This is a genomic window from Oryzomicrobium sp., assembly GCF_036820405.1.
Classification (GTDB): domain Bacteria; phylum Pseudomonadota; class Gammaproteobacteria; order Burkholderiales; family Rhodocyclaceae; genus Oryzomicrobium.
The window spans coordinates 202,111-229,104 of the sequence record NZ_DAISLS010000002.1 but is presented as its reverse complement, the minus strand read 5'-3'; the positions used below and the strand labels follow the sequence as shown (position 1 = coordinate 229,104).

The 26,994-nt window shown below is 67.7% G+C and carries 25 protein-coding genes; 12 read left to right on the top strand and 13 right to left on the bottom strand.

All coding sequences use genetic code 11. From position 1 onward, the window contains the following. The first annotated feature begins 134 nt into the window (after positions 1-134). From rpe to V7Z98_RS02500, 7 genes are all read left to right on the top strand, one after another. A complete protein-coding gene (rpe, locus tag V7Z98_RS02530) occupies positions 135-824 on the top strand; it encodes a ribulose-phosphate 3-epimerase (RefSeq protein ID WP_334156873.1) in 690 nt (229 codons plus the stop codon). Between the two features lie 24 nt (positions 825-848). Then, entirely contained in the window at positions 849-1,577 is a 729-nt protein-coding gene (locus V7Z98_RS02525) for a phosphoglycolate phosphatase (protein WP_334156872.1), read from the top strand. Between the two features lie 257 nt (positions 1,578-1,834). Further along, entirely contained in the window at positions 1,835-3,334 is a 1,500-nt protein-coding gene (gene trpE, locus V7Z98_RS02520) for an anthranilate synthase component I (protein ID WP_334156871.1), read from the top strand. Between the two features lie 9 nt (positions 3,335-3,343). After that, on the top strand, positions 3,344-3,916 hold the full coding sequence (locus V7Z98_RS02515; RefSeq protein WP_054622204.1) for an aminodeoxychorismate/anthranilate synthase component II: 573 nt from the start codon (positions 3,344-3,346) through the stop codon (positions 3,914-3,916). Beyond that, positions 3,913-4,944, top strand: a complete 1,032-nt coding sequence (gene trpD, locus V7Z98_RS02510; protein ID WP_293259310.1) for an anthranilate phosphoribosyltransferase — start codon at positions 3,913-3,915, stop codon at positions 4,942-4,944. Before V7Z98_RS02515 ends, trpD begins: the two co-directional genes overlap by 4 nt. Further along, positions 4,941-5,744 (top strand): indole-3-glycerol phosphate synthase TrpC, encoded by an 804-nt coding sequence (trpC, locus tag V7Z98_RS02505; RefSeq protein WP_334156870.1) that lies wholly within the window; start codon positions 4,941-4,943, stop codon positions 5,742-5,744. The genes trpD and trpC overlap by 4 nt, the downstream gene beginning before the upstream one ends. 237 nt (positions 5,745-5,981) lie before the next feature. Further along, a complete protein-coding gene (locus V7Z98_RS02500; protein ID WP_334156869.1) occupies positions 5,982-7,220 on the top strand; it encodes a porin in 1,239 nt (412 codons plus the stop codon). Positions 7,221-7,391: 171 nt separating this feature from the next. On the opposite strand, the gene V7Z98_RS02495 is transcribed toward V7Z98_RS02500, so the two are convergent. From V7Z98_RS02495 to V7Z98_RS02480, 4 genes are all read right to left on the bottom strand, one after another. Continuing rightward, complete coding sequence (locus V7Z98_RS02495; protein WP_334156868.1) at positions 7,392-8,237, bottom strand: peptidoglycan DD-metalloendopeptidase family protein; 846 nt, start codon at positions 8,235-8,237, stop codon at positions 7,392-7,394. Beyond that, the gene (gene pyrF, locus V7Z98_RS02490; RefSeq protein ID WP_293259322.1) at positions 8,215-9,036 is read right to left on the bottom strand and encodes an orotidine-5'-phosphate decarboxylase; all 822 of its coding nucleotides are present in this window, start codon (positions 9,034-9,036) and stop codon (positions 8,215-8,217) included. Before pyrF ends, V7Z98_RS02495 begins: the two co-directional genes overlap by 23 nt. 11 nt (positions 9,037-9,047) lie before the next feature. Further along, positions 9,048-10,847: a glutamine--tRNA ligase/YqeY domain fusion protein gene (locus tag V7Z98_RS02485; RefSeq protein ID WP_334156867.1), complete on the bottom strand. Its 1,800-nt coding sequence runs from the start codon at positions 10,845-10,847 to the stop codon at positions 9,048-9,050. A gap of 168 nt (positions 10,848-11,015) precedes the next feature. Beyond that, entirely contained in the window at positions 11,016-11,996 is a 981-nt protein-coding gene (locus V7Z98_RS02480; protein ID WP_334156866.1) for a DMT family transporter, read from the bottom strand. Positions 11,997-12,167: 171 nt separating this feature from the next. On the opposite strand from V7Z98_RS02480, the gene V7Z98_RS02475 reads away from it, so the two are divergent. Continuing rightward, a complete protein-coding gene (locus V7Z98_RS02475; RefSeq protein ID WP_334156865.1) occupies positions 12,168-13,097 on the top strand; it encodes a LysR substrate-binding domain-containing protein in 930 nt (309 codons plus the stop codon). A gap of 94 nt (positions 13,098-13,191) precedes the next feature. Further along, positions 13,192-13,584 (top strand): fluoride efflux transporter CrcB, encoded by a 393-nt coding sequence (gene crcB, locus V7Z98_RS02470; protein ID WP_293259333.1) that lies wholly within the window; start codon positions 13,192-13,194, stop codon positions 13,582-13,584. Between the two features lie 21 nt (positions 13,585-13,605). On the opposite strand, the gene V7Z98_RS02465 is transcribed toward crcB, so the two are convergent. From V7Z98_RS02465 to V7Z98_RS02455, 3 genes are all read right to left on the bottom strand, one after another. Further along, positions 13,606-14,535: a bestrophin family protein gene (locus V7Z98_RS02465; protein WP_334156864.1), complete on the bottom strand. Its 930-nt coding sequence runs from the start codon at positions 14,533-14,535 to the stop codon at positions 13,606-13,608. 342 nt (positions 14,536-14,877) lie between these two features. Continuing rightward, a complete protein-coding gene (locus V7Z98_RS02460) occupies positions 14,878-15,291 on the bottom strand; it encodes a YidB family protein (RefSeq protein ID WP_334156863.1) in 414 nt (137 codons plus the stop codon). Between the two features lie 142 nt (positions 15,292-15,433). After that, complete coding sequence (locus V7Z98_RS02455; protein ID WP_334156862.1) at positions 15,434-16,180, bottom strand: SDR family oxidoreductase; 747 nt, start codon at positions 16,178-16,180, stop codon at positions 15,434-15,436. Positions 16,181-16,654: 474 nt separating this feature from the next. Between V7Z98_RS02455 and hrpA the strand changes: the two genes are divergently transcribed. The 3 genes from hrpA to V7Z98_RS02440 all read left to right on the top strand — a co-directional run bounded on the left by hrpA (position 16,655) and on the right by V7Z98_RS02440 (position 22,385). Further along, a complete protein-coding gene (gene hrpA, locus V7Z98_RS02450) occupies positions 16,655-20,581 on the top strand; it encodes an ATP-dependent RNA helicase HrpA (RefSeq protein WP_442951805.1) in 3,927 nt (1,308 codons plus the stop codon). A gap of 197 nt (positions 20,582-20,778) precedes the next feature. Next, on the top strand, positions 20,779-21,591 hold the full coding sequence (locus V7Z98_RS02445) for an EI24 domain-containing protein (RefSeq protein WP_334156860.1): 813 nt from the start codon (positions 20,779-20,781) through the stop codon (positions 21,589-21,591). Then, positions 21,588-22,385, top strand: coding sequence for a competence/damage-inducible protein A (locus V7Z98_RS02440; protein ID WP_334156859.1), 798 nt, complete (start codon positions 21,588-21,590; stop codon positions 22,383-22,385). Before V7Z98_RS02445 ends, V7Z98_RS02440 begins: the two co-directional genes overlap by 4 nt. A 110-nt stretch (positions 22,386-22,495) precedes the next feature. Here the strand turns inward: V7Z98_RS02440 and V7Z98_RS02435 are convergent, their stop codons facing one another. From V7Z98_RS02435 to V7Z98_RS02410, 6 genes are all read right to left on the bottom strand, one after another. Further along, entirely contained in the window at positions 22,496-23,059 is a 564-nt protein-coding gene (locus tag V7Z98_RS02435) for a phasin family protein (RefSeq protein WP_293259354.1), read from the bottom strand. Positions 23,060-23,288: 229 nt separating this feature from the next. After that, positions 23,289-23,846: a phasin family protein gene (locus tag V7Z98_RS02430; RefSeq protein WP_293259357.1), complete on the bottom strand. Its 558-nt coding sequence runs from the start codon at positions 23,844-23,846 to the stop codon at positions 23,289-23,291. Between the two features lie 295 nt (positions 23,847-24,141). Further along, positions 24,142-24,789 carry a lipopolysaccharide transport periplasmic protein LptA gene (lptA, locus tag V7Z98_RS02425; RefSeq protein ID WP_334156858.1) on the bottom strand — a complete coding sequence of 216 codons (648 nt, stop codon included), beginning with the start codon at positions 24,787-24,789 and terminating at the stop codon, positions 24,142-24,144. Next, complete coding sequence (lptC, locus tag V7Z98_RS02420) at positions 24,786-25,367, bottom strand: LPS export ABC transporter periplasmic protein LptC (protein WP_334156857.1); 582 nt, start codon at positions 25,365-25,367, stop codon at positions 24,786-24,788. The genes lptA and lptC overlap by 4 nt, the downstream gene beginning before the upstream one ends. After that, positions 25,364-25,897, bottom strand: a complete 534-nt coding sequence (locus V7Z98_RS02415; RefSeq protein WP_334156856.1) for a KdsC family phosphatase — start codon at positions 25,895-25,897, stop codon at positions 25,364-25,366. The genes lptC and V7Z98_RS02415 overlap by 4 nt, the downstream gene beginning before the upstream one ends. Positions 25,898-25,911: 14 nt before the next feature. Continuing rightward, a complete protein-coding gene (locus V7Z98_RS02410; RefSeq protein ID WP_334156855.1) occupies positions 25,912-26,907 on the bottom strand; it encodes a KpsF/GutQ family sugar-phosphate isomerase in 996 nt (331 codons plus the stop codon). Positions 26,908-26,994: the final 87 nt, after the last annotated feature.

Here is a 26,994-nt window from a genome sequence, read left to right as displayed (position 1 = left end):
GTCTTGTTGTAAGCGTTCGTGGGCCGGGCGCCGGGATGGCAGCGTCCGGGTTGGGGTTGCATTCTGACAGCGGAGTCAGGATGGGGTTCGCGGTAAAATCGCCCCTTCGCCTTTTTGCCCCTTCGGCCTCCGCCATGCACGTCATCGCCCCCAGCATCCTTTCCGCCAACTTCGCCAAGCTGGGCGAAGAAGTCTCCGCCGTGATCGCCTCCGGCGCCGACTGGATCCACTTCGACGTGATGGACAACCACTACGTCCCCAACCTCACCATCGGCCCCCTGGTGTGCGAGGCGATCCGCCCGTGCACCGCCGCGCCGATCGACGTGCACCTCATGGTCAAGCCGGTGGACCGCATCGTCCCGGACTTCGCCAAGGCCGGCGCCAACATCATCACCTTCCACCCTGAAGCCTCCGACCACGTGGACCGCACCCTGGGCTTGATCCGCGATTCCGGCTGCCAGGCCGGCCTAGTGTTCAACCCGGCCACGCCGCTTACCTACATGGACTACGTCATGGACAAGCTCGACGTGGTGCTGCTGATGAGCGTGAACCCGGGATTCGGCGGGCAAAAATTCATTCCCGGCACCCTGGACAAGCTGCGCGAGGCCCGGGCCAAGATCGACGCCTACACCGCCCGCACCGGCCGCAGCATCCGCCTGGAGATCGACGGCGGGGTGAAGGTGGACAACATCGCCGAAATCGCCCGGGCCGGGGCCGACGCCTTCGTCGCCGGTTCGGCCGTGTACGGGGCCGGCAAGGACAGCGACCGCAATCGCTACGACTCGGTCATCGCCGCCTTGCGCGCCGAACTGGCCAAGGCCTGAGTGGGCGACGGGCCGGTGACTGCCATGGCGCTCCTTTCGGTAACCCTGGACCTGGACGGCACCCTGCTCGACACGGTGCCCGACCTGGCCGCCGCCTGCCATGCCATGCTGGCCGAGTTGGGCCAGCCGCCGCGCAGCGACGACGAGATACGCAATTTCGTCGGCAAAGGCATGGCGGTGCTGGTGGAGCGCTGCCTGACCTGGAGCGCGCCGCCGGAACCCGCCTTGGTGCAGGCCGGCATCGCCGCCTTTCGCCGCCACTACGCCGAAACCAATGGCCGGACGGCGCAGCCCTATCCCGGTGTGTTCGCCGGGCTGGACGCCCTGGCGGCCCAGGGGCTCAAGCTCGGGGTGGTGACCAACAAGCCCGAGGCCTTCACCCTGCCGCTGCTCGAACGCCAGGGGCTGGCCCACTACTTCGCCGCGGTGGTGTCCGGCGACACCCTGGCGCAGAAAAAGCCGGACCCGGCGCCGGTACGCCACGCCTGCGAGCTGCTGGGCTGCCTGCCGGCGGAGAATGTCCACGTCGGCGATTCGAGCAACGACTTCATCGCCGCCCGGGGCGCCGGCTGTCTGACCATCGGCGTACCCTACGGCTACAACGAGGGACGGCCGGTGACAGAGTCATCGGTAGACGTCGCTTCCTGCCATGCGCTAGTATCGGACCTTCATGACGCCGCCCGCATGGTGGCGGCATGGAACGAAAGCCTCCGCCAAGGCGGGGAGCTTCCACCGCCGGCGCGGCACTCGTGATTGAAGCGTAACGATTCCGCCGGCAATGACCCTGAGCTAGAACCTCACTTCCTACCCATCGTGACCCGCAAGAACGTCGTTTTCCGGACGGAATGCCTGATCGGCCAGCAGCGCTGGCAATCGTGGCAGGGTTGGTGGCGCTCGCCGCGCCAACATTAATCCCCCGTCCGGGCCCGGACGGCTGACACCCGGGCAACGACGCGCCCCTCCCCGCACGGGGGCGTTCAAAGAAGTAAAAACCTGCTTGCGAGGTTGCTGTGACCGAAACCGAATTCAACGCGCTTGCCGCGCAGGGGTACAACCGTATCCCGGTGACCCTCGAGACCTTCGCCGATCTCGACACCCCCCTCTCCATCTATCTGAAGCTGGCCGACGCGCCCTACACCTACCTGCTCGAATCGGTGCAGGGCGGCGAGCGCTTCGGCCGCTACTCGATCATCGGCCTGCAGAGCCCGACCCGCATCGCGGTACATGGCCACCAGGTGCTGGTGCTCAACCACAACCGCATCGCCGAGCGGGAGGACGACACCAATCCCCTCGATTTCGTCGCCCGCTTCCAGAAGCGCTTCCGCGTCGCCCCGGTGGCCGGCCTGCCGCGTTTCTGCGGCGGCCTGGTGGGCGCCTTCGGCTACGACACGGTGCGCTACATCGAAACGCGCCTGACCCGCACCGCCAAGGCCGACGACCTGGGCACCCCGGACATCCTGCTGCTGCTCTCGGAAGAGATCGCGGTGGTGGACAACCTGTCCGGCAAGCTGACCCTGGTGGTCTATGCCGAGCCGGGCTTCCCCGGGGCCTACCAGAAGGCCCAGGCGCGCCTCAAGGAACTGCTCGCCAGGCTGCGCCAGCCCGCCGCCGTGCCCACGGAAACCCCCTGCACCTTCCAGCCCGCCGTCTCGGTGTTCGGCGAGGCCCGCTTCAAGGAAGCCGTGGTCAAGGCCAAGCGTTATATCACCGAGGGCGACATCATGCAGGTGGTGCTCTCCCAGCGCATGGTCAAGCCCTTCGGCGCCACGCCCCTGGCCCTGTACCGGGCGCTGCGCAGCCTGAACCCCTCGCCCTACATGTTCTATTTCAACCTGGAGGACTTCCATATCGTCGGCGCCTCGCCGGAGATCCTGGTCCGGGTCGAAGGGCAGGGCGATGAGCAGGGGCAGGGCAAGCGCGTCACCCTGCGGCCCATCGCCGGCACCCGCAAGCGCGGCGCCAGTCCGGAAGAGGACGCCGCCCTGGCCGCCGAGCTGCTGGCCGACGAGAAGGAGCGGGCCGAGCACGTGCAACTGCTCGACCTGGGCCGTAACGACGTGGGCCGGGTGGCCACCACCGGGTCGGTGAAGCTCACCGACACCATGGTGATCGAGCGTTATTCCCACGTGATGCACATCGTTTCCAACGTGGAAGGCCGTCTCAAGCCGGACCTGGACGCCCTGGACGTACTCAAGGCCACCTTCCCGGCGGGCACCGTCTCCGGCGCCCCCAAGGTGCGGGCCATGGAGATCATCGACGAGCTGGAGCCGGTCAAGCGCGGCATCTACGCCGGCGCCGTGGGCTACCTGGGCTTCAACGGCGACATGGACCTGGCCATCGCCATCCGTACTGCGGTGATCAAGGACGGCCAACTGCTCGTCCAGGCCGGGGCTGGCATCGTCGCCGATTCCAACCCGGACGCCGAATGGCAGGAAACCCAGAACAAGGCCCGCGCCGTGCTGCGTGCCGCGGAAATGGCCGAAGGCGGCCTCGACACCCGCTTGCAGTGAGGAATTGCCATGTTGCTGATGATCGACAATTACGACAGCTTTACCTACAACATCGTCCAGTACTTCGGCGAGCTGGGGCAGGACGTGCGGGTGTACCGCAACGACGCCATCACCCTGGCCGAGATCGCCCGGCTCGATCCGGAATATCTGGTGATCTCTCCGGGGCCCTGCGCGCCGGCCCAGGCCGGGGTCTCCCTGGCGGCCATCCGCGAGTTCGCCGGCAAGATTCCGCTCCTCGGCGTATGCCTGGGTCACCAGTCCATTGGCGAGGCTTTCGGCGGCAAGGTGGTGCACGCCAAGCAACTGATGCACGGCAAGACGTCGCCGGTGCACCACAAGGACGTGGGCGTGTTCAAGGGGCTGCCCAATCCGCTCACCTGCACCCGCTACCACTCTCTGGCGGTGGAGCGTGAGTCCCTGCCCGATTGCCTGGAGATCACCGCCTGGACCGACGACGGCGAGATCATGGGCCTGCGCCACAAGACCCTGGCGGTCGAGGGCGTCCAGTTCCACCCCGAATCCATCCTCACCGAGCGCGGCCATGACCTGCTGGCCAACTTTTTGAAGGAGCACGCACGATGACCCCGCAGGATGCCCTGACCCGCTGCATCGAGCATCGGGAGATCTTCCACGACGAAATGCTCGATCTGATGCGTCAGATCATGTCAGGCGAGATGAGCCCGGTGATGATCGCCGCCATCACCACCGCCCTGCGGGTGAAGAAGGAAACCATCGGCGAGATCGCCGCCGCCGCCCAGGTGATGCGCGAGTTCGCCACCCCGGTGCCGGTGGCCGATCCCAACGCGGTGGTGGACATCGTCGGCACCGGCGGCGACGGCGCCCACTCCTTCAATATTTCCACCACCTCCATGTTCGTGGCGGCGGCGGCCGGGGCCAAGGTGGCCAAGCACGGCGGCCGTTCGGTTTCGAGCAAGTCGGGCAGTGCCGACGCTTTGGAGGCCCTGGGCGCCGACATCAACCTGACCCCGGAGCACATCGCCCGCTGCATCGACCAGGTGGGTATGGGCTTCATGTTCGCCCCCAACCACCACGGCGCCATGAAGCACGCCGCCCCGGTGCGGCGCGAGCTGGGGGTGCGCACCATCTTCAACATCCTCGGCCCCCTGACCAACCCGGCCCGGGCCGAGCGCCAGGTGCTCGGCGTGTTCCACGCCGATCTGGTGGGCATCCTGATCCGGGTGCTGCAACGGCTCGGCTCCAAGCGCGCCTTCACCGTGTTCGGCCTGGAAGGGCTCGACGAGATTTCCGTGTCCGGCCGCACCCTGATCGGCGAGCTCAAGGACGGCAAGATCCGCGAGTACGAGATTCATCCCGAGGACTTCAACCTGCCGGTGCACGATCCCCGCGCCCTGCAAGTAGGGTCGGTGCAGGAGTCCCAGGAGATGGTTATCGCCACCCTGGAGAACCGCCACACCGCCGGCCGCGACATCGTCGCTATGAACGCCGGGGCGGCCCTCTACGTGGCCGACCATGTGCCGAGCCTGGCCGAGGGCGTGGAGCTGGCCCTGGACACCATCGCCAGCGGCGCGGCCCGGGCAAAGCTCGACCAGTTCATCGCCTTCACCCGGCAGTTCAAGGAGTCGGCATGAGCGACGTCCTGAAGAAAATCCTCGCGGTAAAAGCCGAGGAAGTGGCCGCCACCCGGGCCGCCAAGCCCCTGGCGGCGCTGCGCACGGAGGCCGAGGCCGCCAATTGGGATAACCCGGTGCGCGACTTCGTCGGCGCCATCGAGACCAAGATTGCCGCGGGTCAGGCCGGGGTGATCGCCGAGGTGAAAAAGGCCAGTCCGTCCAAGGGCGTGCTGCGCGCCGACTTCCGCCCGGCCGAGATCGCCGCCAGCTACGCCGCCCACGGCGCCGCCTGCCTGTCGGTTCTCACCGACAGGCAGTTCTTCCAGGGCATCCCCGAGTATCTGCAACAGGCCCGGGCCGCCTGCACGTTGCCGGTGATCCGCAAGGATTTCCTGGTGGACGAGTATCAGGTGGCTGAAGCCCGCGCCATGGGCGCGGACGCCATCCTGCTGATCGTCGCCGCCCTCGATCTGCCGCGCCTCAAGGACCTGGAGGCCGCAGCCGAAGCCCTGGGCCTGGCGGTGCTGGTGGAGGTGCACGACGCCGCCGAGCTGGACTTGGCATTGCAACTGCGCACACCCCTGGTCGGCATCAACAACCGCAATCTGCGCACCTTCGAGGTCAGCCTGCAAACCACCCTGGACCTGCTGCCGCGCATCCCCGCCGGCCGCCGGGTGGTGACCGAGTCGGGCATCCTGGCGGCCGAGGACGTGGCTTTGATGCGTGGGCATAACGTTGACGCCTTCCTCGTCGGCGAAGCCTTCATGCGCGCCCCGGACCCGGGTTTGGCCCTGGCCGGGCTGTTTCATTCGCGCTAAGGCTGGGTTGGCAGTCTTTGGTACCTTAAGACGATTCGAATCATAAGCTTGTGGGCGAATGTTGAAGTACGGCCCGATTTGATCCACAGCGTTGTTGTTTTTTTGCAACGTATTGCGGATTCATAGCCACCCAAGGGCAAAACCGGGTTGCCCCGGCCCGGTGCCCCTTGCCAGAATGCGTTCAACTCTCGAATGAGAGCTTTCCGGGAACACCCCGCCAATTATTAGGAGATCGATATGCAGAAGAAGCTGATCGCCCTCGCCGTCGCCGGCCTCGCCGCCGCTCCGGCTTTCGCTCAGACCAACGTCACCATCTACGGTGTTGCTGACGCTACCTTCGACAACGTGCGTGCCACCAGCGCCTCCTCCACCGCCGCTGGCGTGAACGGCAACCTGGGTTCCACCAACCGCGTCTCCTCCAACTCTTCCTACCTGGGCTTCAAGGGTTCCGAAGATCTGGGCAACGGCCTGAAGGCTGTGTTCCAGTTCGAAAACACCGTGGCCTTCGATGCGGCCGGTGGTGTGAACACCAACCGTGACTCCTTCGTGGGTCTGGCTGGTGGTTTCGGTACCGTGGTCGCTGGTAACCTGACCGGCCCGACCCGTGCCCTGGGCGCTGCTCTGGACGTGAACTCCGGTGCCACCGGCATTGGTGCTAACTCTGCTCTGATCGGCAAGCTGGGTAATCTGCTGACTAACGGCACTGATGGCAACTCCAACTACACCGCCACTGGCACTCCGAACGCTAATGGTCCGGCTAACGGTTGCAATCGTTCTACCACCTGCGCTTCCCTGTTCGACACCCGCTGGAAGAACGCCGTCGCCTACGTCTCCCCCAGCTTTGCTGGCGTGACTGTGACCGCCGCCTACGTTGCCAACGAAGGTCGCAGCTTTGATTACACCGCTTCTGCCAATCAGGTTAACACTCAAGGCTACGACCTCGGTGTTAACTACAACAACGGTCCGATCCTGGCTGGCCTGACCTACAACGCTGTAACCCTGCGCGACATCAACGAGACTCGCGTCTCCAACGTCCGCCTGGGTGGCTCCTACAACTTCGGCATCGCCTCCGTGCGTGCCTTGGTTGAGCGTGCCAGCCTGGAGACCACCGGCGCCGGTGTGCTGAATGCCGGCAGTGGCAGCATTCATCAGACCGTCTGGGGTCTGGGTGCCACCTTCAACGTGACCACTAACGGCAAGATCATCACTCAGTTCTACCGTGCCCAGAATCTGTCTGGTGAGCATCCGCTCGTTGCTGGTAACGCCGCCGAAACCGGCGCCAAGCTGTTCGAACTGGGCTATGAGCACAGCCTGTCCAAGCGCACCACTCTGAAGGCTGTCTACTCCTACCTGGGTAACGACAAGCGTGCTGCCTACGACTACGGTGTGAACGCCACTGGTCTCTCCACTGCCCCCAATGGCGGCCAGGGTGCCACTCTGAACGGCGTCCAAGTGGGCGTGCGTCACTCCTTCTAATCGTCTTACGACGATCTGAAGTTGAAACGGGCACCTTCGGGTGCCCGTTTTTCGTTTGTGGGTTTGCGCAGGGTTGCGAACACTAAAGCAATTGGCTGGCTTATTCCTTTGTGGTATAGCAGACGAGCGGGTGCCTTAAGGACAGGCGTCCTTGTGGACGACTCCCTCGCTTCAACGTTTGGGTGCTAGAAAAGCTTCAGGCTCGACGGCCGTGCCATTGAGAAAAACCGCCCAATGCAGGTGCGGGCCGGTGACCCGGCCGGTGGCGCCGGCGGCGCCGAGTTGTTGGCCTTGGGCGATGCGGTCGCCTTCGCGTACATCGATGCGCGAGAGGTGCATGTAGGCGGTGATCAGGCCCTGGCCATGGTCGAGGAAGACCGTGTTGCCGGTGAAGAAGTAATTGCCGGTATTGAGCACGGTGCCGGCTGCCGGGGCGTGGATCGGGGTGCCGGTGCCGACAGCGACGTCCAGGCCGTTGTGGGGGTTGCGCGGCTCGCCGTTGAAGAAGCGGCGCAGGCCGAAGCGCGACGACAGGCGGCCCTGGGCGGGCAGTTGGAAATCCGTTTGCGGTGCCGCTGCCGAGAAGTGGCGCTTTGCCTGGGTGAGCACGCTGGTTTCCCGGGCGATGCGGACCTCGTCGTCGGGATTGGGATTGACGTGGCGTGGGTTGCGGACCGTAAGGCGCTGCACCGGGTATGTCTTGTCGCGCACCGAGATCGGCACGAAACCAGTGTTCCCGCCGCTTTCCACGGTAAGGGGAAGCTCCCCGGCTGGCGTGTCCAGGGGAATGCCGACCAGGGCGAGCCAGCGGCCGCGTTCCTGGATGACTGCGACCGGGGCGTCACCGAGGCGGGCTTTGGGCGCTTGGCCCTTGGGGGCGTTGAGCGGCACCACGGCAACGCCGCCGGGCACGGGCAGGTTTTGCGGGGCCGCCTGGGCCCCCTGGATAGACCCGGCCAAGGCTAGCAGTGTGGTCAGCAGTACGGGGCGCATGTCAGCGATAGCGGTTGATCGCATTCCGGGTTTCCTGTGCGACCTGGTGGGAGGCCGTGGCGAAGTTCTCGTCCTTGCCGGCGTAGAGAATGGCCCGGGACGAGCTGATCATCAGCCCGGTCCCGCCGGCGGTCTTGCCCGCTTCCACCGTGGCCTGAATGTCGCCGCCCTGGGCGCCGATGCCCGGCACCAGCAGGGGTAGGTCGCCGACGATGCTGCGCACCCGGGCGATCTCAGCCGGGAAAGTGGCCCCCACCACCAGGGCGCATTGGCCGGTGGTGTTCCATTCGGTGGCGACCAGCTTGGCGACCCGCTCGAACAGGCGCTCGCCGTTGCCCACGTCGAGGAATTGCAGGTCGCTGCCGCCGGGGTTGGAGGTGCGGCAGAGCAGGATCACGCCCTTGTCCGGGTAGGCCAGGTAGGGAGTGACCGAATCCCGGCCCATGTAGGGGCTGGCGGTGATGGCGTCGGCCTGGAAGCGTTCGAAGGCTTCGATGGCGTACTGTTCGGCGGTGCTGCCGATGTCGCCGCGCTTGGCGTCGAGGATCACCGGAATGCCCGGGTGGCGCTCGTGGATGTGGGCGATCAGGGCTTCGAGCTGGTCTTCGGCGCGGTGGGCGGCGAAGTAGGCGATCTGGGGCTTGAAGCAGCACACCAGGTCGGCGGTGGCATCGACGATGCCTTTGCAGAACTCGAAGATGGCATCCGGCCGGCCCTGGAGGTGGGCGGGGAACTTGGTCGGCTCGGGATCGAGGCCGACGCACAGCAGCGAGTCGTTCTTCTGCCAGGCGGCAGCCAGGGACTGGGTAAAGGTCGTGGTCATCGTCTCGTCCCTTACTTGGCCCCGTGGCCCCAGGAATCCTTGAGGGTCACCGCCCGGTTGAACACCGGGGCACCCGTCTTGGAATCGACCCGGTCGGCGACGAAGTAGCCGTGGCGTTCGAACTGGAAGCGTTCCTCGGCCCGGGCGTCCTTCAGTGCGGGCTCCAACTGGGCGGTGATGACCACCTTGGAATTCGGGTTGATGTCGTCGAGGAAGTTGCGCTCCAGGTCCTCCGGATCGCCCTCGCGGCGGGCGCCCGGGTGGGGCACCTTGAACAGGCGGTCGTAGAGGCGCACCTCGGCGGTGTAGGCATGGGCGGCGGACACCCAGTGCAGGTTGCCCTTGACCTTGTAGTTGTCGGCGCCCGGGGTGCCGGACTTGGAGTCGGGCAGGTACTCGCACAGCACGGCGGTGACGTTGCCGGCGGCATCCTTCTCGCAGCCGGTGCACTTGACCACGAAGCCGTAGCGCAGGCGGGCCATATTGCCCGGATAGAGGCGGTGGTACCCCTTGACCGGCTCCTCCATGAAGTCCTCGCGCTCGATCCACAACTCCCGGCTGAACGGCATGGCCCGCTTGCCCAGTTCGGGCTTGAGCGGGTGGTTGGGGGCGTGGCACTCCTCGCTCTGGCCCTCCGGGTAGTTGGTGATGATGAGCTTCAACGGATCGAGCACGGCGATGCGGCGCTCGGCGGATTCGTTGAGGGTCTCGCGCATGCACTCTTCGAGCACCGAATAGTCGATCAGGGAGTCGGATTTGGTCACGCCGATCCGCTCCATCAGCAGGCGGAAGCCTTCCGGGGTGTAGCCTCGCCGGCGGGCGCCCACCAGGGTGGGCAGGCGCGGGTCGTCCCAGCCCTCGACGTGCTTTTCCTCCACCAGCTGAATCAGTTTGCGCTTGGACAGCACCACGTAGGTCAGGTTGAGGCGCGAGAACTCGTACTGGTGGGGCAGGGGGCGCAGCAGCAGGCCGGCGTCGGCCAGGCGCTCCAGCAGCCAGTCGTAGAAGGGCCGCTGGTCCTCGAACTCCAGGGTGCAGATGGAGTGGGTGATGTTCTCCAGCGCATCCTCGATCGGGTGGGCGAAGGTGTACATGGGGTACACGCAGAACTTGTCGCCGGTGCGGTGGTGAGTGGCGTGGCGGATGCGGAAGATGGCCGGGTCGCGCAGGTTGATATTGGGCGAGGCCATGTCGATCCTGGCGCGCAGGATGTGGGCGCCGTCGGCGAATTCGCCGGCCTGCATGCGGCGGAACAGGTCCTGGTTCTCGGCCACGCTGCGGTTGCGGTAGGGGCTGTCCTTGCCCGGCTGGGTCAGGGTGCCCCGGTTGGCGCGCATTTCCTCGGCGGACTGGCTGTCCACGTAGGCGTGGCCGGTGGCGATCAGGCTTTCGGCGAACTGCACCATCCAGTCGAAGTAGTCAGAGGCGTGGTAGAGGTTGTCCTCCTGGCCGTCCTGCCAGCCGAAGCCGAGCCACTTCACCGCGTCGATGATCGAATCGACGTATTCCTGCTCTTCCTTCTCCGGGTTGGTGTCGTCGAAGCGCAGGTGGCAGCGGCCGCCGAACTGCTTGGCCAGGCCGAAGTTGAGGCAGATCGACTTGGCGTGGCCAAAGTGCAGGTAGCCGTTGGGCTCCGGCGGGAAGCGGGTGCGAATCTTGGCTGCATCCGGGGCGGCCTCTGCCTGGGCGGCGGCGGGGCCGGGACGGCCGGCCCAGCGGCGGCTGGCGAACTTGTCGGCAGCCAAGTCGGCCTCGACGATGTTGCGGATGAAGTTGGCGGCTGGGACGTGCTCGTTCTTGCGGTCGGTCATGGCGCGGGCGGAAAGAGGGGTGGCGGGGCGGTACGTTGGCGTGCCGGCGTACTGCGCGGCGGCACGGGGCCCGCCCCGGGGCGCGGGCCGGAAAGCTCGTCCGGGCAGGCCTGCCGGAGCAGGGCCGGGGCGGACGTTTCCAGCCGGTCGCGCAAAACCGCGATTTTATCAGTCCGGCCGGGTCCCCGGGGCGGTGCGGGGCCTTCCGTTGCCGCTACCGCGAGCCACCAGCACGATGCCGACGGCGATCGGCACCACCCCGAGCAGGTCGCTGGCGTAGAGCGGCTCGCCGAGCAGGACCACCGCGAACAGGGTACCGAAGAAGGGGTTGAGGAAGTGGAAGCTGCTGGCGGTGCCGGCCTGGCCGTGGCGCAGCATCCAGAACATCAGCAAGGTGGTGCCTAGGGAGGCCACGCCGGCGCTGTAGGCCAGGCTCCACCACAACCCGGCGGCGTTTTCGAAGCGCAGCCCCTCCCAGCCCCAGGCGGGCAGGAGCAGCACCAGACCGCTGCACAGCATCTGCAAGGTCACCGCCACCAGCATGTCCTGGCTACCCGCCACCCGCTTGGTCAGCACCGTGCCCAAGGCCAGGGCCAGGGTGCCGGCGAGAATGGCGGCGAGGGAGAGAAGGTCGAGATGGTCCACCGCCAGCCGGTGCTGGGTGATCCACACCACCCCGGCCAGGCCCAGGAGAACGCCGAGAATCTTGGCCGGGGTCAGCCGCTCTCCGCCGATCAGGGCGGCGAAGAGCAGGGTGAGCAGGGGGCAGGTGCTCACCAGAATCGAGGTGAGGGCCGCCGGGGTGGCCTGCATGCCCCAGTAGGCCAGACCCAGGTAAACCGCGTTGTACAGCACCCCGGCCACCAGGGTGCGGCCCGGCAGGGTCATGCCGCCCAGGCGGCGGCCCTGGAGGGTGCACACCGCGGCGAGCAGCAGGCCGGCGGCGAGAAAGCGCATGGCCAGGATGGTGAGCGGGCCGGCGTAGTGGAGGCCGACCTTGCCGGCAATGAAGGCCGAACTCCAGATGACGCTGAAGGCCAGGCCGGCGGCCGCCAGGGCGGCCCGGGAGGGGGCGCCGGCGGTGGGGCGGGGCCCGGTTGCGGTGGCTCCCGAGGCAAGGGGAAGAGGGGCGGCGGTGGCGTTGTTCATGAAAGGCTCCGGGGGAAGGCGGGTCGGTGTGGTCCGCCGTTTGCGTCGTGCCGGCAGCGGGCCCCGTGGCGGGGCGGCACCGCGTGCCGACGATGTCACCCCGATACCCTAGCGGTCGCGGCAAAATTTGATAAATTGATAATTCTGGATTCAACATGAGCGATTGAAATCATGCCCCGCCACCTGGATATGGACCTGCTGCGCGCCCTGGTCGCCACCGCCGACGCCGCCAGCTTTTCCCTGGCCGCCAGCCGCCTGGGCCGCACCCAGTCAGCGGTCAGTCTGCAGATCAAGCGCCTGGAGGATTTGGTCGGCCACCCCTTGCTGGTGCGCTCCCAGGGGCGCCTCGACGGCCCCACCCCGGAAGGACTGCTGCTGCTCGACTACGCCCGGCGCATCCTGCGTCTCAACGACGAGGCGGTGGGCTGCTTCGCCGAGCCCGAGCTGGCCGGCAGCCTGCGCGTCGGCCTGGCCGAAGAGATCATGGAGCGGGATCTGGCCGGGGTCATGGAGGACTTCCACCAGGCCTATCCCCGGGTCCGCCTGGCCCTGGAGTGCGACCTGTCGGCGCGCCTCGCCGCCCGGGTCCAGGCCGGCGAGCTGGACATGGCCCTGATCAAGCGCATCGGCACCCAGCCCACCGCCGAGGGCCGCCCCCTGTGGCGCGAGCCCATGGTGTGGGTCACGGGCGAGCGGGGCGGCGCGGCGGAGGAACGGCCCCTGCCCCTGGCCCTGTTCCAGGAAACCTGCATCTTCCGCGTAGTGGCCCAGGCCGCCCTCAGCCAGGCCGGCATCCCCTGGCGCCAGGCCTTTTCCGGCCACAGCCACACGGGGCTGCGCCAGGCGGTGGCGGCTGGGCTGGCGGTCACCCCCCTGCCGGCGAGCCTGCTCGGCCCGGGCCTGGCCCGGGTGCGCGACGGGCTGCCGGCCCTGCCGGACGTGGAATGGGTGGCCCTGTTCGCCCCCGACGGCGAATGGCCGGCGGCCACCCGGCTGGTGGAGATGTTCGAGGCCCGTTTGTGGCAGGGCCGGGCCGGTGGCCTGGGGAATGCAGGGGCGGCGGGCGGAGCCGCTCCGCGTCGTGAGCCGCTGCCGGCCTGAGGTTCGGGATGACGGAGGGGCGGCGGGATGCCGCGCATTTCGTACAATGGCGGACAGCCGGGGCCGCCGGCCCCATCCCTTTCGGAACCTTCCCATGAACTACGGTTTGAGTTTTGCCGCCATCGGCGGCGGTGCCGCCCTGGGCGCCTGGCTGCGCTGGGGCCTGGGCCTGCTCCTCAACCCCCTGCTGCCGGCCCTGCCCCTGGGCACGGTGGCGGCCAACCTGCTGGGGGGCTATCTGGTCGGCGTGGCGGTGGCGGTGTTCCACCTCAACAGCGGCCTGCCGGCAGAATTCAAGCTGCTGGTGATCACCGGCTTCCTCGGTGGGCTCACCACCTTCTCGACCTTTTCCGCCGAAGTGGTGGAGCGCCTGCTCTCGGGCCAGCCCGGCTGGGCCCTGCTGCTCGGCGGGGTGCACCTGGCGGGTTCGCTGACCGCCACCTGGCTGGGGCTGGCCACCCTGGGGGCGACCCGCATCTGGGGCTGATCCGGCCGTGGGGCCAGCGGTTCAGGTGAGCCGGTAGTCGCGGTCCGGCACCATGGCCGGCGGTAGCTTCGCCGGCGGCACGCCGACGATTTCCAGCACCGTGCGCTCGATGGTGCGGGACAGGGCGTCCAGGGCCAGGTCGTTGGGCTCCCGGCCGAAGGGGTCTTCCAGTTCGCTGGCGATCGCCTCCAGGGCCATGAAGGTGTAGGCCACGAATACCGCCATCAAGGGGGTGAGCAGGCCGATGCTGTCCACCAGCCCGAAGGGCAGCAGGGCCGAATAGCAATACACGGTGCGGTGCAGCAGCACGTTGTAGGCGTAGGGGATCGGCGTGTTGGCGATGCGCTCGCAACTGGCGATGATTTCGGCGATGCGGTCCAGGTTGGTGTCCATGTTGGCCGCCAGGATGTCCGGCAGCGCTCCCTCGCGGCGCCGCTCCTGCACCCAGCGGGCCAGTTCGGTGAGCAGGATTACGGGGACGAACCGGGCCGCACCGACGCGGGCCGCCAGGTCCGCCGGCAGCAGCCGCTCCAGGTCGGCCTGGGGCGGCTCGTCGCGCAACTGGTGCTTGAGGCTGTGACTCAGGGCGATCACCAGGGCGGCGAAGTGGCGCACCCGGGCATCGCCGGGGGGCAGGTTTGGCAGGGTGATGGCCTGGCGGCTCAGGGCCCGGGCGGCGATCACCAGTTGCCCCCACAGGCGCCGCCCTTCCCAGAAACGGTCGTAGCTGACGTTGTTGCGAAAGCCCAGGAAAATCGCCAGGGCGATGCCCACCAGGCTGAACGGAGCGGGGTTGAGGCGCACGCCGAAGTCGCGGAACCACAGGTGCCCCGCCAGGGCCAGCACCGAAATCGCCAGGATGCCCAGCAGCCGCGGCGCCACCATGCCCAGCACGGACCCGCGCCAGACGAACAGCATGCGGAACCAGTGGAGTTTGGGGCGGACGATCATGGTGGCGGCGGGCGCGGTGGCGTTTGGCGAAGGTCATGATCCTGCCTCGCCCGCCGGGCGCCGGCAAGCCGTAAAAGTGCCCAGGCTGGATGGGCCGGGGCGATGGGAGGGGCCAAGTCAGCGAGGCTGAATGCAAAGCCCTTGTGGGGTCCACCCGTTTACGCGGGATTAGACAGTACGAGCATGGCGGCAAATGCAGACGTGCTCCGCCCGGAGGTGATTGGCCGGACGCTTCCTCGCACATGCCATAGACCGGGCCTGTATCCGGGGACCGGATTGAGGCCCGCGCTCATCGTCTGCCGGCTACGCCTGGCATGGTTTCAGGTGCCGGCATGCCGCCGTTCAGCGCAGCAGGTCCTTGAGGGAACCCAGCATGCCGGCCAGGTCGCCTCCTTCGGGTACGGTGCCGTTCGGGGTCAGCTTGTCGACGATCTGGGGCAGCAACTCGGCCAAGTGCCCAGAGGCCTCCTGAGAGGTCACCCCCAGTTTTTGGGCGATGGCGTCGACCTGCTCGCTGCCCAGGGCCGACTGCACCTGTTCGGCGGAAACCGGCTGGTTCTGGCCGGTGCCGATCCAGGACGAGACGATGCCTCCCAGCCCCTGCTGCTCGAAGGCGCCGATCAGGCCCCGCAGCCCGCCCGACTGGGGATCGTTGACCAGGGCCAGGATGGCATCGGCCAGGCCGGCGGGACGTTGCGTCCCTTCTCCCGACAGGGAGCCGAGCACCTGCCCGGTGAGTGTGTCCAATAACCCCATGGCGCTCTCCTTGACTCAAATTGGCCGCTACCGGTTGCGCTCCGCGTGCCGAGGCGAGCGGCGGTGGCGGGTCGAGAGATCAGCCTAGGAGGGGAAGGGGGGAATGTCCACTACGGAAGCGGGGGATTCATCCACGGCGGCGTCAGCGTCCGCCCCCCACATCGAGGATGGCACCGGTGGTGTAGGAGGCCTCGTCCGAGAGCAGCCACAGGATGGCCCGGGCCACTTCCTCCGGGGTGCCACCGCGCTGCATCGGGATGCCTGCCTTTACCCGCTCCACTCGCCCGGGCTCGCCGCCACTGGCGTGGATGTCGGTGGCGATGACCCCGGGGGCCACGGCGTTTACCCGGATGCCCTCGGCCGCCACTTCCCGGGCCAGGCCGATGGTGAGGGTGTCCACGGCGGCCTTGGAGGCGGCGTAGTCCACGTATTCCCCCGGCGCCCCCAGCCGTGCCGCCCGGGACGAGACATTGACGATGGCGCCGCCCGGTCCGCCGTGGCGCGTGGACAGGCGCCTCACCGCCTCCCGGGCACACAGGAAGCTGCCGGTGACGTTGGTGGCGAACACCCGGGCGATGCGCTCGGCGGTCATGGTCTCCACCCTCATCTGGGGTTCCAGGATGCCGGCGTTGTTCACCAGCCCGTACAGGGAACAGAAGGTTTCATCCAACTGGCGGAAGAGGCGCAGCACCTCGTCCTCCCGGGAGACGTCGGCCTGCACCGCCAGGGCCGTGCCGCCCTGGGCGCGGATCGACTCGACCACGGCGGCGGCCGTGGCATGGTTGTCCCGGTAGCTGATGCACACGGCGTAGCCGGTTTCGGCGGCAAGCCGGGCGGTGGCGGCGCCGATGCCACGGCCGCCGCCGGTGATGAGGAGGGCTCGGGTCATGGTGCGTCCTTTGCAAGTGCCTGACCGGCGTGGAAAACCGGCTGAAGAAAGCCAGGGCGACCACGGCAGCATAGATTCGGTGCGGGCCGTCGTCCATGTTGGTGTGCGGATCGGGGCGGGCGGCGCCAGCCGGCGCCGCCTCGGGTAAGATGCGGGGTTCGTCGTGGGGGCGATTCCCCCTGTGCATTCAAGCGGCTGGCACGGCGGGCCGGGAAAAGCACCGCCGACCCGGTATGCGCCTTTCCATGGCCGCCCGCCGCGCGGCCCGGGTTTTCGGATTGCGCCTTTCCGCAGCCCCATGCCGCCGCCCCACCTACCCCGGCGGGCCCTCTGCCCCCGGCTGGATCAGCATCGATGAAGGTTACCCATTCCCGCGCCGGCGCCCGTCCGGCGCCGGGCGCCGTTGCGCCCGCCACTGCATTTGCCGACTGCCTGGCCGCCGACCGGCCCAAGCTGCGCGCCCTGTCGCGCGAGATGAAGCAGAACGGCCCCCGGGCGGCCAAGGCCCGGGCCGACTTCGACGCCCTGCTGGAGCGCTCCAAGTCCATCGTCGCCGCCCGGCGCAAGCGCCTGCCCCAGCCCACCTTCGACGACGCCCTGCCGGTCAACGCCCGGCGCGACGAGATCGCCAAGCTGATCCGCGACCACCAGGTGGTGATCGTCTGCGGCGAGACTGGCTCGGGCAAGACCACCCAGCTGCCCAAGATCTGCATCGAGCAGGGGCGCGGCGTGTTCGGGCTGATCGGCCACACCCAGCCGCGCCGTCTGGCGGCCCGTTCCGTGGCCTCGCGCTTGGCCCAGGAACTGAACACCCAGGTGGGCATGGGGGTGGGGGTGAAGATCCGCTTCCACGACCGTTCGGTGCCCGAATCGGTGGTCAAGCTGATGACCGACGGCATCCTGCTGGCCGAGACCCAGGGCGACCCCTACCTCAACGCCTACGACACGATCATCATCGACGAGGCCCACGAGCGCAGCCTGAACATCGACTTCCTGCTCGGCTACCTGAAGCAGATCCTGGCCAAGCGGCCGGACCTGAAGGTGATCGTCACCTCGGCCACCATCGACGCCGAGCGCTTCGCCGCGCACTTCGCCACGGACGGCAAGCCGGCGCCGGTGATCGAAGTGTCCGGCCGCCTGTATCCGGTGGAAGTGCGCTACCGGCCGATCCAATCCGCCGATGCGGCACCCACCCCTGGCGGCGCCCCCCGCAGCGACCGGGAGAAGGCCCAGCAGGCCCGGGACGAGGAGCGCGACCTGTACGACGCCATCGTCGACGGCGTGGACGAGTTGTGCCGGGTCGGCCCCGGCGATGTGCTGGTCTTTTTGCCTGGCGAGCGGGAGATCCGCGACGCCGCCGAGGCCCTGCGCAAGCACCATTTCACCGGGCCGCAACCGGAAATCCTGCCCCTGTTCTCGCGCCTCTCGGCCCAGGAGCAGGACCGGGTGTTCAAGACCGGCGGGCCGCGCCGCGTCGTGCTCGCCACCAACGTGGCGGAAACGTCGCTCACCGTGCCCGGCATCCGCTACGTGGTGGATACGGGCCTGGCCCGGGTCAAGCGCTACTCCTACCGCAACAAGATCGAGCAGTTGCAGGTGGAAAAGATCGCCCAGGCCTCGGCCAACCAGCGCTCCGGCCGCTGCGGCCGGGTGGCCGCCGGCGTGTGCATCCGCCTCTACGACGAGGCCGACTTCAAGGCCCGCCCGGCCTTCCCCGATCCGGAAATCCTGCGCTCGTCCCTGGCCGGGGTGATCCTGCGCATGAAGGGCCTCAAGCTTTCCGACGTGGAGGAGTTCCCCTTCCTCTCGCCGCCGCCGGCCAAGGCCATCAACGACGGCTACGCCCTGTTGCAGGAGCTGGGCGCCCTGGACGACGACAAGCGCCTCACCGGCATCGGCCACGGCCTGGCCAAGCTGCCCCTGGACCCGCGCATCGCCCGCATGATCGTCGCCGGCCGGGACAACGGTTGCCTGCGCGAGCTGCTGGTGATCGCCGCCGCCCTGTCGGTGCAGGACCCCCGGGACCGGCCCCAGGACAAGCTCCAGGCCGCCGACGAGCGCCACCGCCGCATCATGTTCAAGGTGGGTGACGACAAACAGGAATCCTCCGAATTCCTCGCCTGGCTGTCCCTGTGGCAGTGGTACCTGGAGCAGGCCAAGCACCTCTCCCACCGCAAGCTGGCCCAGGCCTGCCAGGATCATTTCCTCTCGCCCCTGCGCATGCGCGAGTGGCGCGAGGTGCATAGCCAGCTGCACGCCCTGGTGGGGGAGGCGGGCTGGAAAGAGAACGACATTCCCGGCGCCTACGCCGCCATCCACAAGGCCCTGCTCTCCGGCCTGCTCGGCAACATCGGCTGCAAGGCCGAGGACGCCGAAAAAGGCGGCCACTACCTGGGCGCCCGGGGCATCAAGTTCCTCATCCATCCTGGCTCGGCCCTGCAGAAGAAGGCCGGACGCTGGATCATGGCCGCCGAGCTGACCGAAACCACCAAGCTCTATGCCCGCTGCGTGGCCAAGATCGAGCCGGAGTGGCTGGAAGAGGTGGGCGCCCACCTGATCCGGCGCAGCCAGTTCGAGCCCCATTGGGAAAAGAAGCCGATGCAGGTGGTGGCCTTCGAGCGGGCCACCCTGTATGGGGTGGTGGTCAATCCGCGCAAGCGCATCCACTACGGCCCCCTGGACCCCAAGGCGGCCCGGGAGATCTTCATCCGCGACGGCCTGGTGGCCGGCGAGATCGACGAGGCCTACGTCCGCCGCTGGCCCTTCTACCAGCACAACCGCAAGCTGATCGCCGAGATCGAGACCCTGGAGCACAAGCAGCGCCGCCAGGACGTGCTGGTGGACGACGATCTGATCTTCGCCTTCTACGACCACCTGATTCCGGAGGGCATCTACAACGGCGCCGGCTTCGACGCCTGGCGCAAGGAAGCCGAGGCCGCCGACCCCAAGGTCCTGTTCCTGAAAAAGGACGACCTGATGCGTCACGAGGCGGCCGGAGTGACTACCGACGCCTTCCCGCCGTCGGTGAAGATCGGCGGCATCGAGTACAAGCTGGCCTACCACTTCGAGCCGGGCAACCCCCGGGATGGGGTGACCCTGACCCTGCCCCTGGCCCAGCTCAACGCCATTTCTGCCACCCGGGGCGAGTGGCTGGTGCCCGGCCTGCTCAAGGACAAGGTGGTGCAGCTGGTGAAAACCCTGCCCCAGAAGATCCGCGCCAAGCTGGTACCGGTGCCGGACTTCGCCGACGAGTTCGTCGCCGCCTGCGGCGCGGACGAGAAGAAGCTCAATTTCGGCCTGCTGCCGGCCCTGATCGACTTCATCCACGCCACCCGGGGCCTCAACGCCCGGGGCTGGGTGGTGACCCCGGACGCCTTCCGTCCCGACACCCTGCCGCCCCACCTAGCCATGAACTACAAGCTGGCGGACGAGCACGGCCGCCAACTGGCCATGAGCCGCAGCCTTACCGAGTTGCGCGCCGAGTGGGGCCGGGAGGCCAAGCAGGAGTTCTCCAACCTGCACGAGGCGCCTTCCGAATACACCGGCCTTACCGACTGGACCTTCGGCGAGCTGCCGGAACTGCTCGAAGTGCGCGCCGGCGGCCAGACCGTGGTCGGCTACCCGGGCTTGAAGGACGAGGGCGAAACGGTGTCGCTCGCCGTGTTCGACTCGCCGGAAGAGGCCGCCACGGTGCACCGCCAGGGTCTGCGCCGCCTGTTCCAGCTGCAATTCAAGGAGCAGGTGAAATACTTCGAGAAGAACATCCCGGGCCTGACCCAGATGGCCATGCAGTACATGGCCCTGGGCAGCCTGGAAGAGCTGCGCGACCAGATCATCGCCGTCACCTTCGAGCGCGCCTGCCTGCCCGCCGGCGACCCGCTGCCCGCTTCCGAGGCCGAGTTCCGCGCCCGCTGCGCCGAGGCCAAGAGCCGCCTCGGCCTGCTGCTCCAGGAAGTCGCCCGGCTGGCCGGCCAGGTGCTCACCGAGTGGCAGGCCCTGGCCAAGAAGCTGCCCGGCTTCAAGGCCTTCCCGGCGGTGGTGGCGGACATCGAGGCCCAGGTGAAGCGGCTGATGGGCAAACGTTTCGTGGCGGATACGCCCTTCGAGCGCCTGCAACACTTTCCCCGCTACCTGAAAGCCGCCCAACTGCGTCTGGACAAGCTCAAGGCCGACCCGGCCCGGGACGCCCGCAATCTGGCCGACTACGCGCCGCTGTGGACCAATTACGAGCGCCGCGCCCTGCAACTGGCCAAGCAGGGCGTTGCCGATCCGCAACTGGTGCAGTTCCGCTGGCTGCTCGAAGAACTGCGGGTGAACCTGTTCGCCCAGGAACTGCGCACCCCGGTGCCGGTGTCGGTGAAACGGTTACAGAAGCAGTGGGAGGGAATCCAGTATGGTTGAGGTTATGGAACCGATCTTTGTTTCGCTGTGCATGACCGCGCCGCCTTCTGCCCGGATCGCCGCGCCAGTGCTTGTTCTCCGCGATGCCTGCCTGAAACGCCGCGCCAGTCGCGGACTTTCACGGTGCCTGCCTGAAGATTCCCGACTGGCGCGGGGTTTGGTCGGGGGCGTTTTTGACGCTGCCACGGAGGCCCGCCATGGCTGAGGTCCTCTTCGCCCTGGCGCGCAGCTTCGCCTCCCTGTCCCGGAGCGGCGTGTGGGCCGCCATCCTGGGGCCGGCGATCCTCTCCCTGGTGGTGTGGATCGTCCTTGCCTTCGCCTTTCTCGGCCGGGTGATCGACTGGCTGGCGATCCAGCCGCCGCTCTCCTGGATTTCGAACTGGGGCGTGGCCTGGCTGGCCCACCTGCTGGCCGCCATCGGCGGCTGGGTGGTGATTCTGGCGGCGGCCTACCTGACCGCCGTGGTCATCGCCGCCGTGGTCATCCTGCCCCTGCTGCTGCGCCACCTGGCCCGCACCGATTACCGGGACGTGGCGCCCCTGGGCCGCGACAGCATCGTCGCCTCCACGGTCAACAGCCTGGTGGCGGTGGCCGGCTACCTGGCCGGCTGGCTGGTGACCCTGCCCCTGTGGTTGATTCCCGGCGCTGCCCTGGTGCTGCCGATCATGCTGCTGGCCTGGCTCAACCGCCGCACCTTCGCCTTCGACGCCCTGGCGGCCCACGCCACCCCGGCCGAATGGCAGGAGATCAAGCAGCGCCATGCCGGCAGCTTCTACCTGCTCGGCCTGATCCTGGCCCTGGCCGCCCACGTGCCGTTCCTCGGCCTGTTCGTGCCGTCCTTCACCGCCCTGGCCTACGTGCACCTGGGGCTGTCCCTGTTGCGCGGCATGCGCGGCGGGGCGGTGATGAGCGGTGAGGCCGAGGTGATCGAGGTCAGCGGTGTAAGCGTTGAATCCGACGGCGGCCACGGCGAGGGCCGGGTCCGCGTCATCAAGGGAGAACTGTTGTGAGCGACGTTTCCATTCCGGCCGGCTCGGCGGCCCCGTCCCGGACCATCGGCGCCTTCATCATCGGCGACGAGATACTGTCCGGCAAACGCCAGGACAAGCATTTTGCCAAGCTGACCGAGCTCCTTGCCGCCCGGGGGCTGCGTCTGTCCTGGGTGCAGTACCTGGGGGACGACCGGGCGCGCCTCACCGAGGCCTTCAGGCGCAGCCTGGCCTCCGGCGACCTGGTCTTTTCCTGCGGCGGCATCGGCAACACTCCGGACGACCACACCCGCCAGGCGGTAGCCGCCGCCCTGGGCGTGCCCCTGGAACTGCACCCGGAGGCCGAGGCCCTGATCCGCGGCCGCTTCGGTGCCGAGGCGACGGAAAAGCGCCTGCTGCTCGGTACCTTCCCCGCCGGTACGGGCATCATTCCCAACCCGGTGAACCAGATCCCCGGTTTCTTCGTGCGCGACCACTACTTCATGCCCGGCTTCCCCCAGATGGCCTGGCCGATGATCGAGTGGGCCCTGGATACCCACCACCGCGACCTGCATCGTCCCGTGGAACTGGTGGACCGGGCCCTGCTGCTGACCGGTCCCGGTGCCTACGAGAGCAACCTGCTGGAGCTGATGGAGCGCATCGTCGCTGCCTACCCGGACCTGCGCCTGTTCTCCCTGCCGTCCATGGCCGACAACGGCGAGCGGCGCCACCTGGAGCTGGGCGTCGAAGGCCTGGGGCCCCGGGTGGCGGCGGCCATGGATGAGATATTGGCCGAGGTGAAGGCCCGCAACATCGCCTGGACCTGGCGGCCCTGAGGCTGCACTAAGGCACGGCATTGCGGTGCCACCCAGCGACGCGGCTGCGACGCAGTTAACGCAAAAAGCCCCGGGAAACTCCCGGGGCTTTTTGTTTTGCGTTGATGCTTTTATTTCTTCGCGGCGCTGGCGGCCTTGGTGGCGCTGCCCACTGCCTTGCTGGTAGCGGTGGTGGCAGCCTTGACGTTGGCGTCGGCGATGTCGGCGAACTGCTTGGCTGCCTTGGTCATGTTGTCGAACACCTGGGTGGAGGCGGACAGGACCGACTTCAGGGCGGCTTCCATCACGTCGCCGCCGGGAGCCTGGGAAGCAGTCTTCTCGATGGCGGCGGTGGCGTTCTTGGACAGGTGGTTGTAGTGGGATTCCACCACCTGGGTGGCTTCCTTCTGCAACTCGGTCACCAGCTCATAGAGCTTGCGGTAGTAGTTGGTCAGCAGTTCCAGATTGGGCTGGGCCAGGCCGGTCTGCAGGCGGGCGGCCTCCTGGATGTCCTTGGCGCCGAGCAGGGTCTGGCTTTGGGCGACCGAGGTGTTGAGGAGTTCGCGGGCGGTTTCCAGGTTGAGCGAGGACAGGCGCTCGATGCTGTCGAAGGTGGAACGGGTCAGTTCGAGGAGAACCTCGGCGTTGACCTTTTGCGCGGCCTTCAGTTGGTCCAGATTTTGTTGCGTCGACATAGTGCTACCCTCCAGGTTAGATGAGATCAAAGGTGATCGTCCAAGAGCGGTTGGCGTGGGGAGCGCCTAGTGTTGTTGTCGCCGTTTGTCGTGGTGTTGCCGTTGTGGTGGCGTTTGCTGCGAGTGTTACGGACTGCTGGGTACCGCTACTGCATTCTAGCAAGCGGCCTCGTCGGTCGCTCACATGGAAAAATCCCCCGGCGAACCGGGGGATTTTAAAGCAGAGCCGTTAGGCTACTTTTTTCTTGCCGGCGGTGCCGACGGCCTTGACGGTGGCGTTGGTCGCGGCAGCCACGTTGGCTTCGGCGATTTCGGCCACTTGCTTGGCGGCCTTGTTCACGCTGTCGAAGGCGGAGTTGGCGGCGGCGATGGCGGACTTGACGGCGGCCACGGCCACGTCGGAACCGGCGGGGGCGTTCTTGGACACTTTGTCCAGCACGCCGGCGACGGTCTTGTTGAACTCGGTCAGCTGGGCTTCGAAGACCTTGGACACTTCTTCCTGGGTCTGGGCGCTGATCTCGTAGACGCTACGGGAGTAGGCCACGGCCTTTTCCACGTTCGGCTGGGCCAGGGAAGCTTGCAGGGAAACCAGTTCCTGCACGTCCTTGGCGCCCAGCAGGGTCTTGGTGTTGGACACGCTGTCTTCCAGCAGGGCGCGGGCGGTATGCAGGTTCAGGGCGGCAACGCGCTCGGCGGAGGCCAGGGCGGTGTTGGCGATGGTCAGCAGGGCGTCCACGGTGACCTTGTTGGCAGCGGCGAATTGCTCGGGGGTGGCAAACATGTGCATCTCCTTCGGAAGTTAAGCTCGTTCAACATCCTTCGGGGAAGACCGATGCCAGCATGCGCTTTAGGCCCCGGTCCGGAGTCCCGAGGGACTCTCGACGTTGTGCGGCGGCATCCGGAACGATCCCGGCGTGCTGTTGCACCGCAACATGAGTGCCATTATAGGGATGCCCGTTCCGATGTCAACACTTTTTTGTTGCAGTGCACAAAATCGGGAATCGGCTTAAAAACAGGGTGTTGGCGCGGTGTAATTATCGGGCTTGCGCGTCGCCGCAGGACAGCCGGGTGATGCCGGGCGCTCAGCGGTCGGTGTTGACCGTGGGTGCGATCCGGAGCGGCGCACCATCGCTCTTACCCGTGGCTGGGGTGGTGCCGGCGGCCTCACCTTTGCCCTTGGGCTGGATGATGGCGCGTACCCGGCCGCCCGGAGCGGCGGCGGTGGTGCCGGTGCTGGTGGGCTTGGCGCCGGGGGCGGAAGCCACCAGGTACTGCTCGGTCAGGGCGTCGTAGCGGATGTAGGGGCCACGCACCTCGTCCTGGCCGGACTTGACCCAGGCACGGATGAACAGCTCGGTGGTGTCGGTCTTGGCGTCGTGCTCGATGCGCTCGGCCTCGCCGTCGATCCATTCATCCTTGCCCTCGCGCTTCTGGCGGAACTTGGCCAGCTTGCCGTTGAGGCCGTAGGCGACGCCCTTCTGGAAGCCGCTCTCGTCCTGGGTCACCACCACTCGGTCGGCGAGCAGGCTCATGGTGCCCTGCACCAGGCGCACGTTGCCTTCGAAGGTGTAGACCTTGCGCGCGTCGTCGGCGCTGACCCGGTCGGCTTCCAGGTTGACGGGCTTCTCCTTGTCGGCCTTTTCTGCGCGGGCCGGGCCGGCGCCGAGAGCGAAGGCCAAGGCCAGGGAGAGGAGGAGGGCGGGACGGGCGAAGTGGCGGGAGGGGGTCATTTTTTATGGCGGCTTTCGAACTGGCCGGAAACCCGGGAATGAAGAGTGGACTGCATGGCGGCGCTGTCGATGTCGAAGCCGGTGCCGCTCAGGCGGGATGCGCCTTGGACGAAGCGCACGGGGCTGTCGGTGTGGGCCTTCTCGTCGTCGGGCAGGACCAGCAGGTCGGGAGCGAAGGCTTCCAGGGGCGGATTGCCCTTCTCGCCGTCGCGGATCAGGTGCACGTTGCCGGTGAGCTGGACTTCGCTGCCGTCGCTGTTGACCTGGCCGGTGTCGGAGCTCACCTGGGTGCGGGGCTTGCCCGGCACCAGGGTGGTGAGATGGGGGCGGGTCACGTCGGTGGTGTCGTCGTCCGGGTAGTGCTGCATCTTGTCGGCGACGAGGACGTGGTGGGGCTGGCCCTGGGGCGACAGCTTGGTGAGGGTGAAGTGCTCGATGCGGTAGTCCGGATCGTGGCGGAACTTGCCGGTGCGGTCCGGTTCCGGCAGCTGGGTGGTCTGGGACAGCCACAGGGTGAGGCCGGCCAGCGCCGCCATCACGCCGATGGGGAACAGCCCGGGGCCGAAGGAGGCTTTCATTGCGCCGCGCCGTCGGGGAAGGTCACCAGGTACGGGGCCAGGGCGGCCTCCAGCCGGCCCTGGGCGGCGAGCAGGTGATCGCACACTTCGCGCACGGCCCCTTCGCCGCCCTTCAGCTGAGTGGTCAGGGTGGCGTACTGCTTGACCACGGCGTGACCGTTGGCCGGGGTGGCGGAAAAGCCGCAGGCGCGCATCACCGGCAGGTCCACCACGTCGTCGCCCATGTAGCCGGCCTCGGCAAAGGTCAAGCCGCGGCGCTTGAGCAGATCGGCCATCACCGCGTGCTTGTCGTGCACCCCCTGGAAGAGCAGGTCGATGCCCAGGTTGTGGGCCCGGTGGGCGACGCAGTTGGAGCGGCGGCCGGTGATGATGGCCAGCTGCACGCCGGCGCCGGCCAGCATCTTCAAGCCCTGGCCGTCCAGGGTGTGGAAGGCCTTGACCTCGCTGCCGTCGTCGGTGAAGTAGAGGCGGCCGTCGGTCATGACGCCGTCGACGTCGAAGGCCATCAGTTTGAGGGTGGTGGCGGACATGGGGAGGCGGGAACTCAAATGACCTTGGCGCGGAACAGGTCGTGCATGTTCAGGGCGCCGAGGAGCTGGCCGTCCGGGGCGGCGACGATCAGCTGGTTGATGTGGTGCCGCTCCATCATCTCGACGGCTTCCACCGCCAGCTTTTCCGGACCGATGGTGCGGGGCGAGCGGGTCATCACGTCGGCAATGGCGACGCCGTTGAAATCGAGGCGTTTTTCGAAGGTGCGGCGCAGGTCGCCGTCGGTGAAGATGCCGAGCACGCGCCGCTGCTCGTCCACCACCGCGGTCATGCCCAGGCCGCCTCGGGAGGCGGCGAGCACGGCTTCGGCCAGGGTGGCGGCGGGGCCGATGGCGGGAACGGCCTCGGCCGGGCGCATCACGTCGCGCACGTGGGTGAGCAGGCGGCGACCCAGGGTGCCGCCGGGGTGGGAGCGGGCGAAATCCTCGGGACCGAAGCCCCGGGCGTCGAGCACGGCCACGGCCAGGGCGTCGCCCAGGGCCAGGGCGGCGGTGGTGCTGGCGGTGGGGGCCAGCCCCAGGGGGCAGGCTTCCTGGGCCACGGCGGCATCCAGGTGCACGTCGGCCTGGCGGGCCAGGGACGAGGCTGGGTTGCCGGTCATGGCGATCAGCTTGGCGCCCTGGCGCTTGAGGATGGGGACGATGCGCACCAGTTCCTCGGACTCGCCGGAGTTAGACAGGGCGATCACCACGTCGTCGCCGGTGATCATGCCCAGGTCGCCGTGGCTGGCCTCGGCGGGGTGCACGAAATAGGCGGGGGTGCCGGTGCTGGCGAAAGTGGCGGCGATCTTGCGGCCGATGTGGCCGGATTTGCCCATGCCCGAGACGATCAGGCGCCCCCGGCAGGCCAGCACTAGATTCACCGCGGCGAGGAAGGTGCCGTCGATGCGGCCGATCAAGGCCGTGACCGCCTCGGCCTCGATGCGCAGCACCTCGCGGGCCAGTTCGAGGGCCTGGGGCGTCGCGGTGGCGGCGGGCGATGCGGAGGTCATTGGGGCAATCGGGAAGCTGCGGTTATGATTGACGCAAATTATACCACTCCACCCCGTCCGGCCTTGCGTGGGCCGGGGTTCGCGACC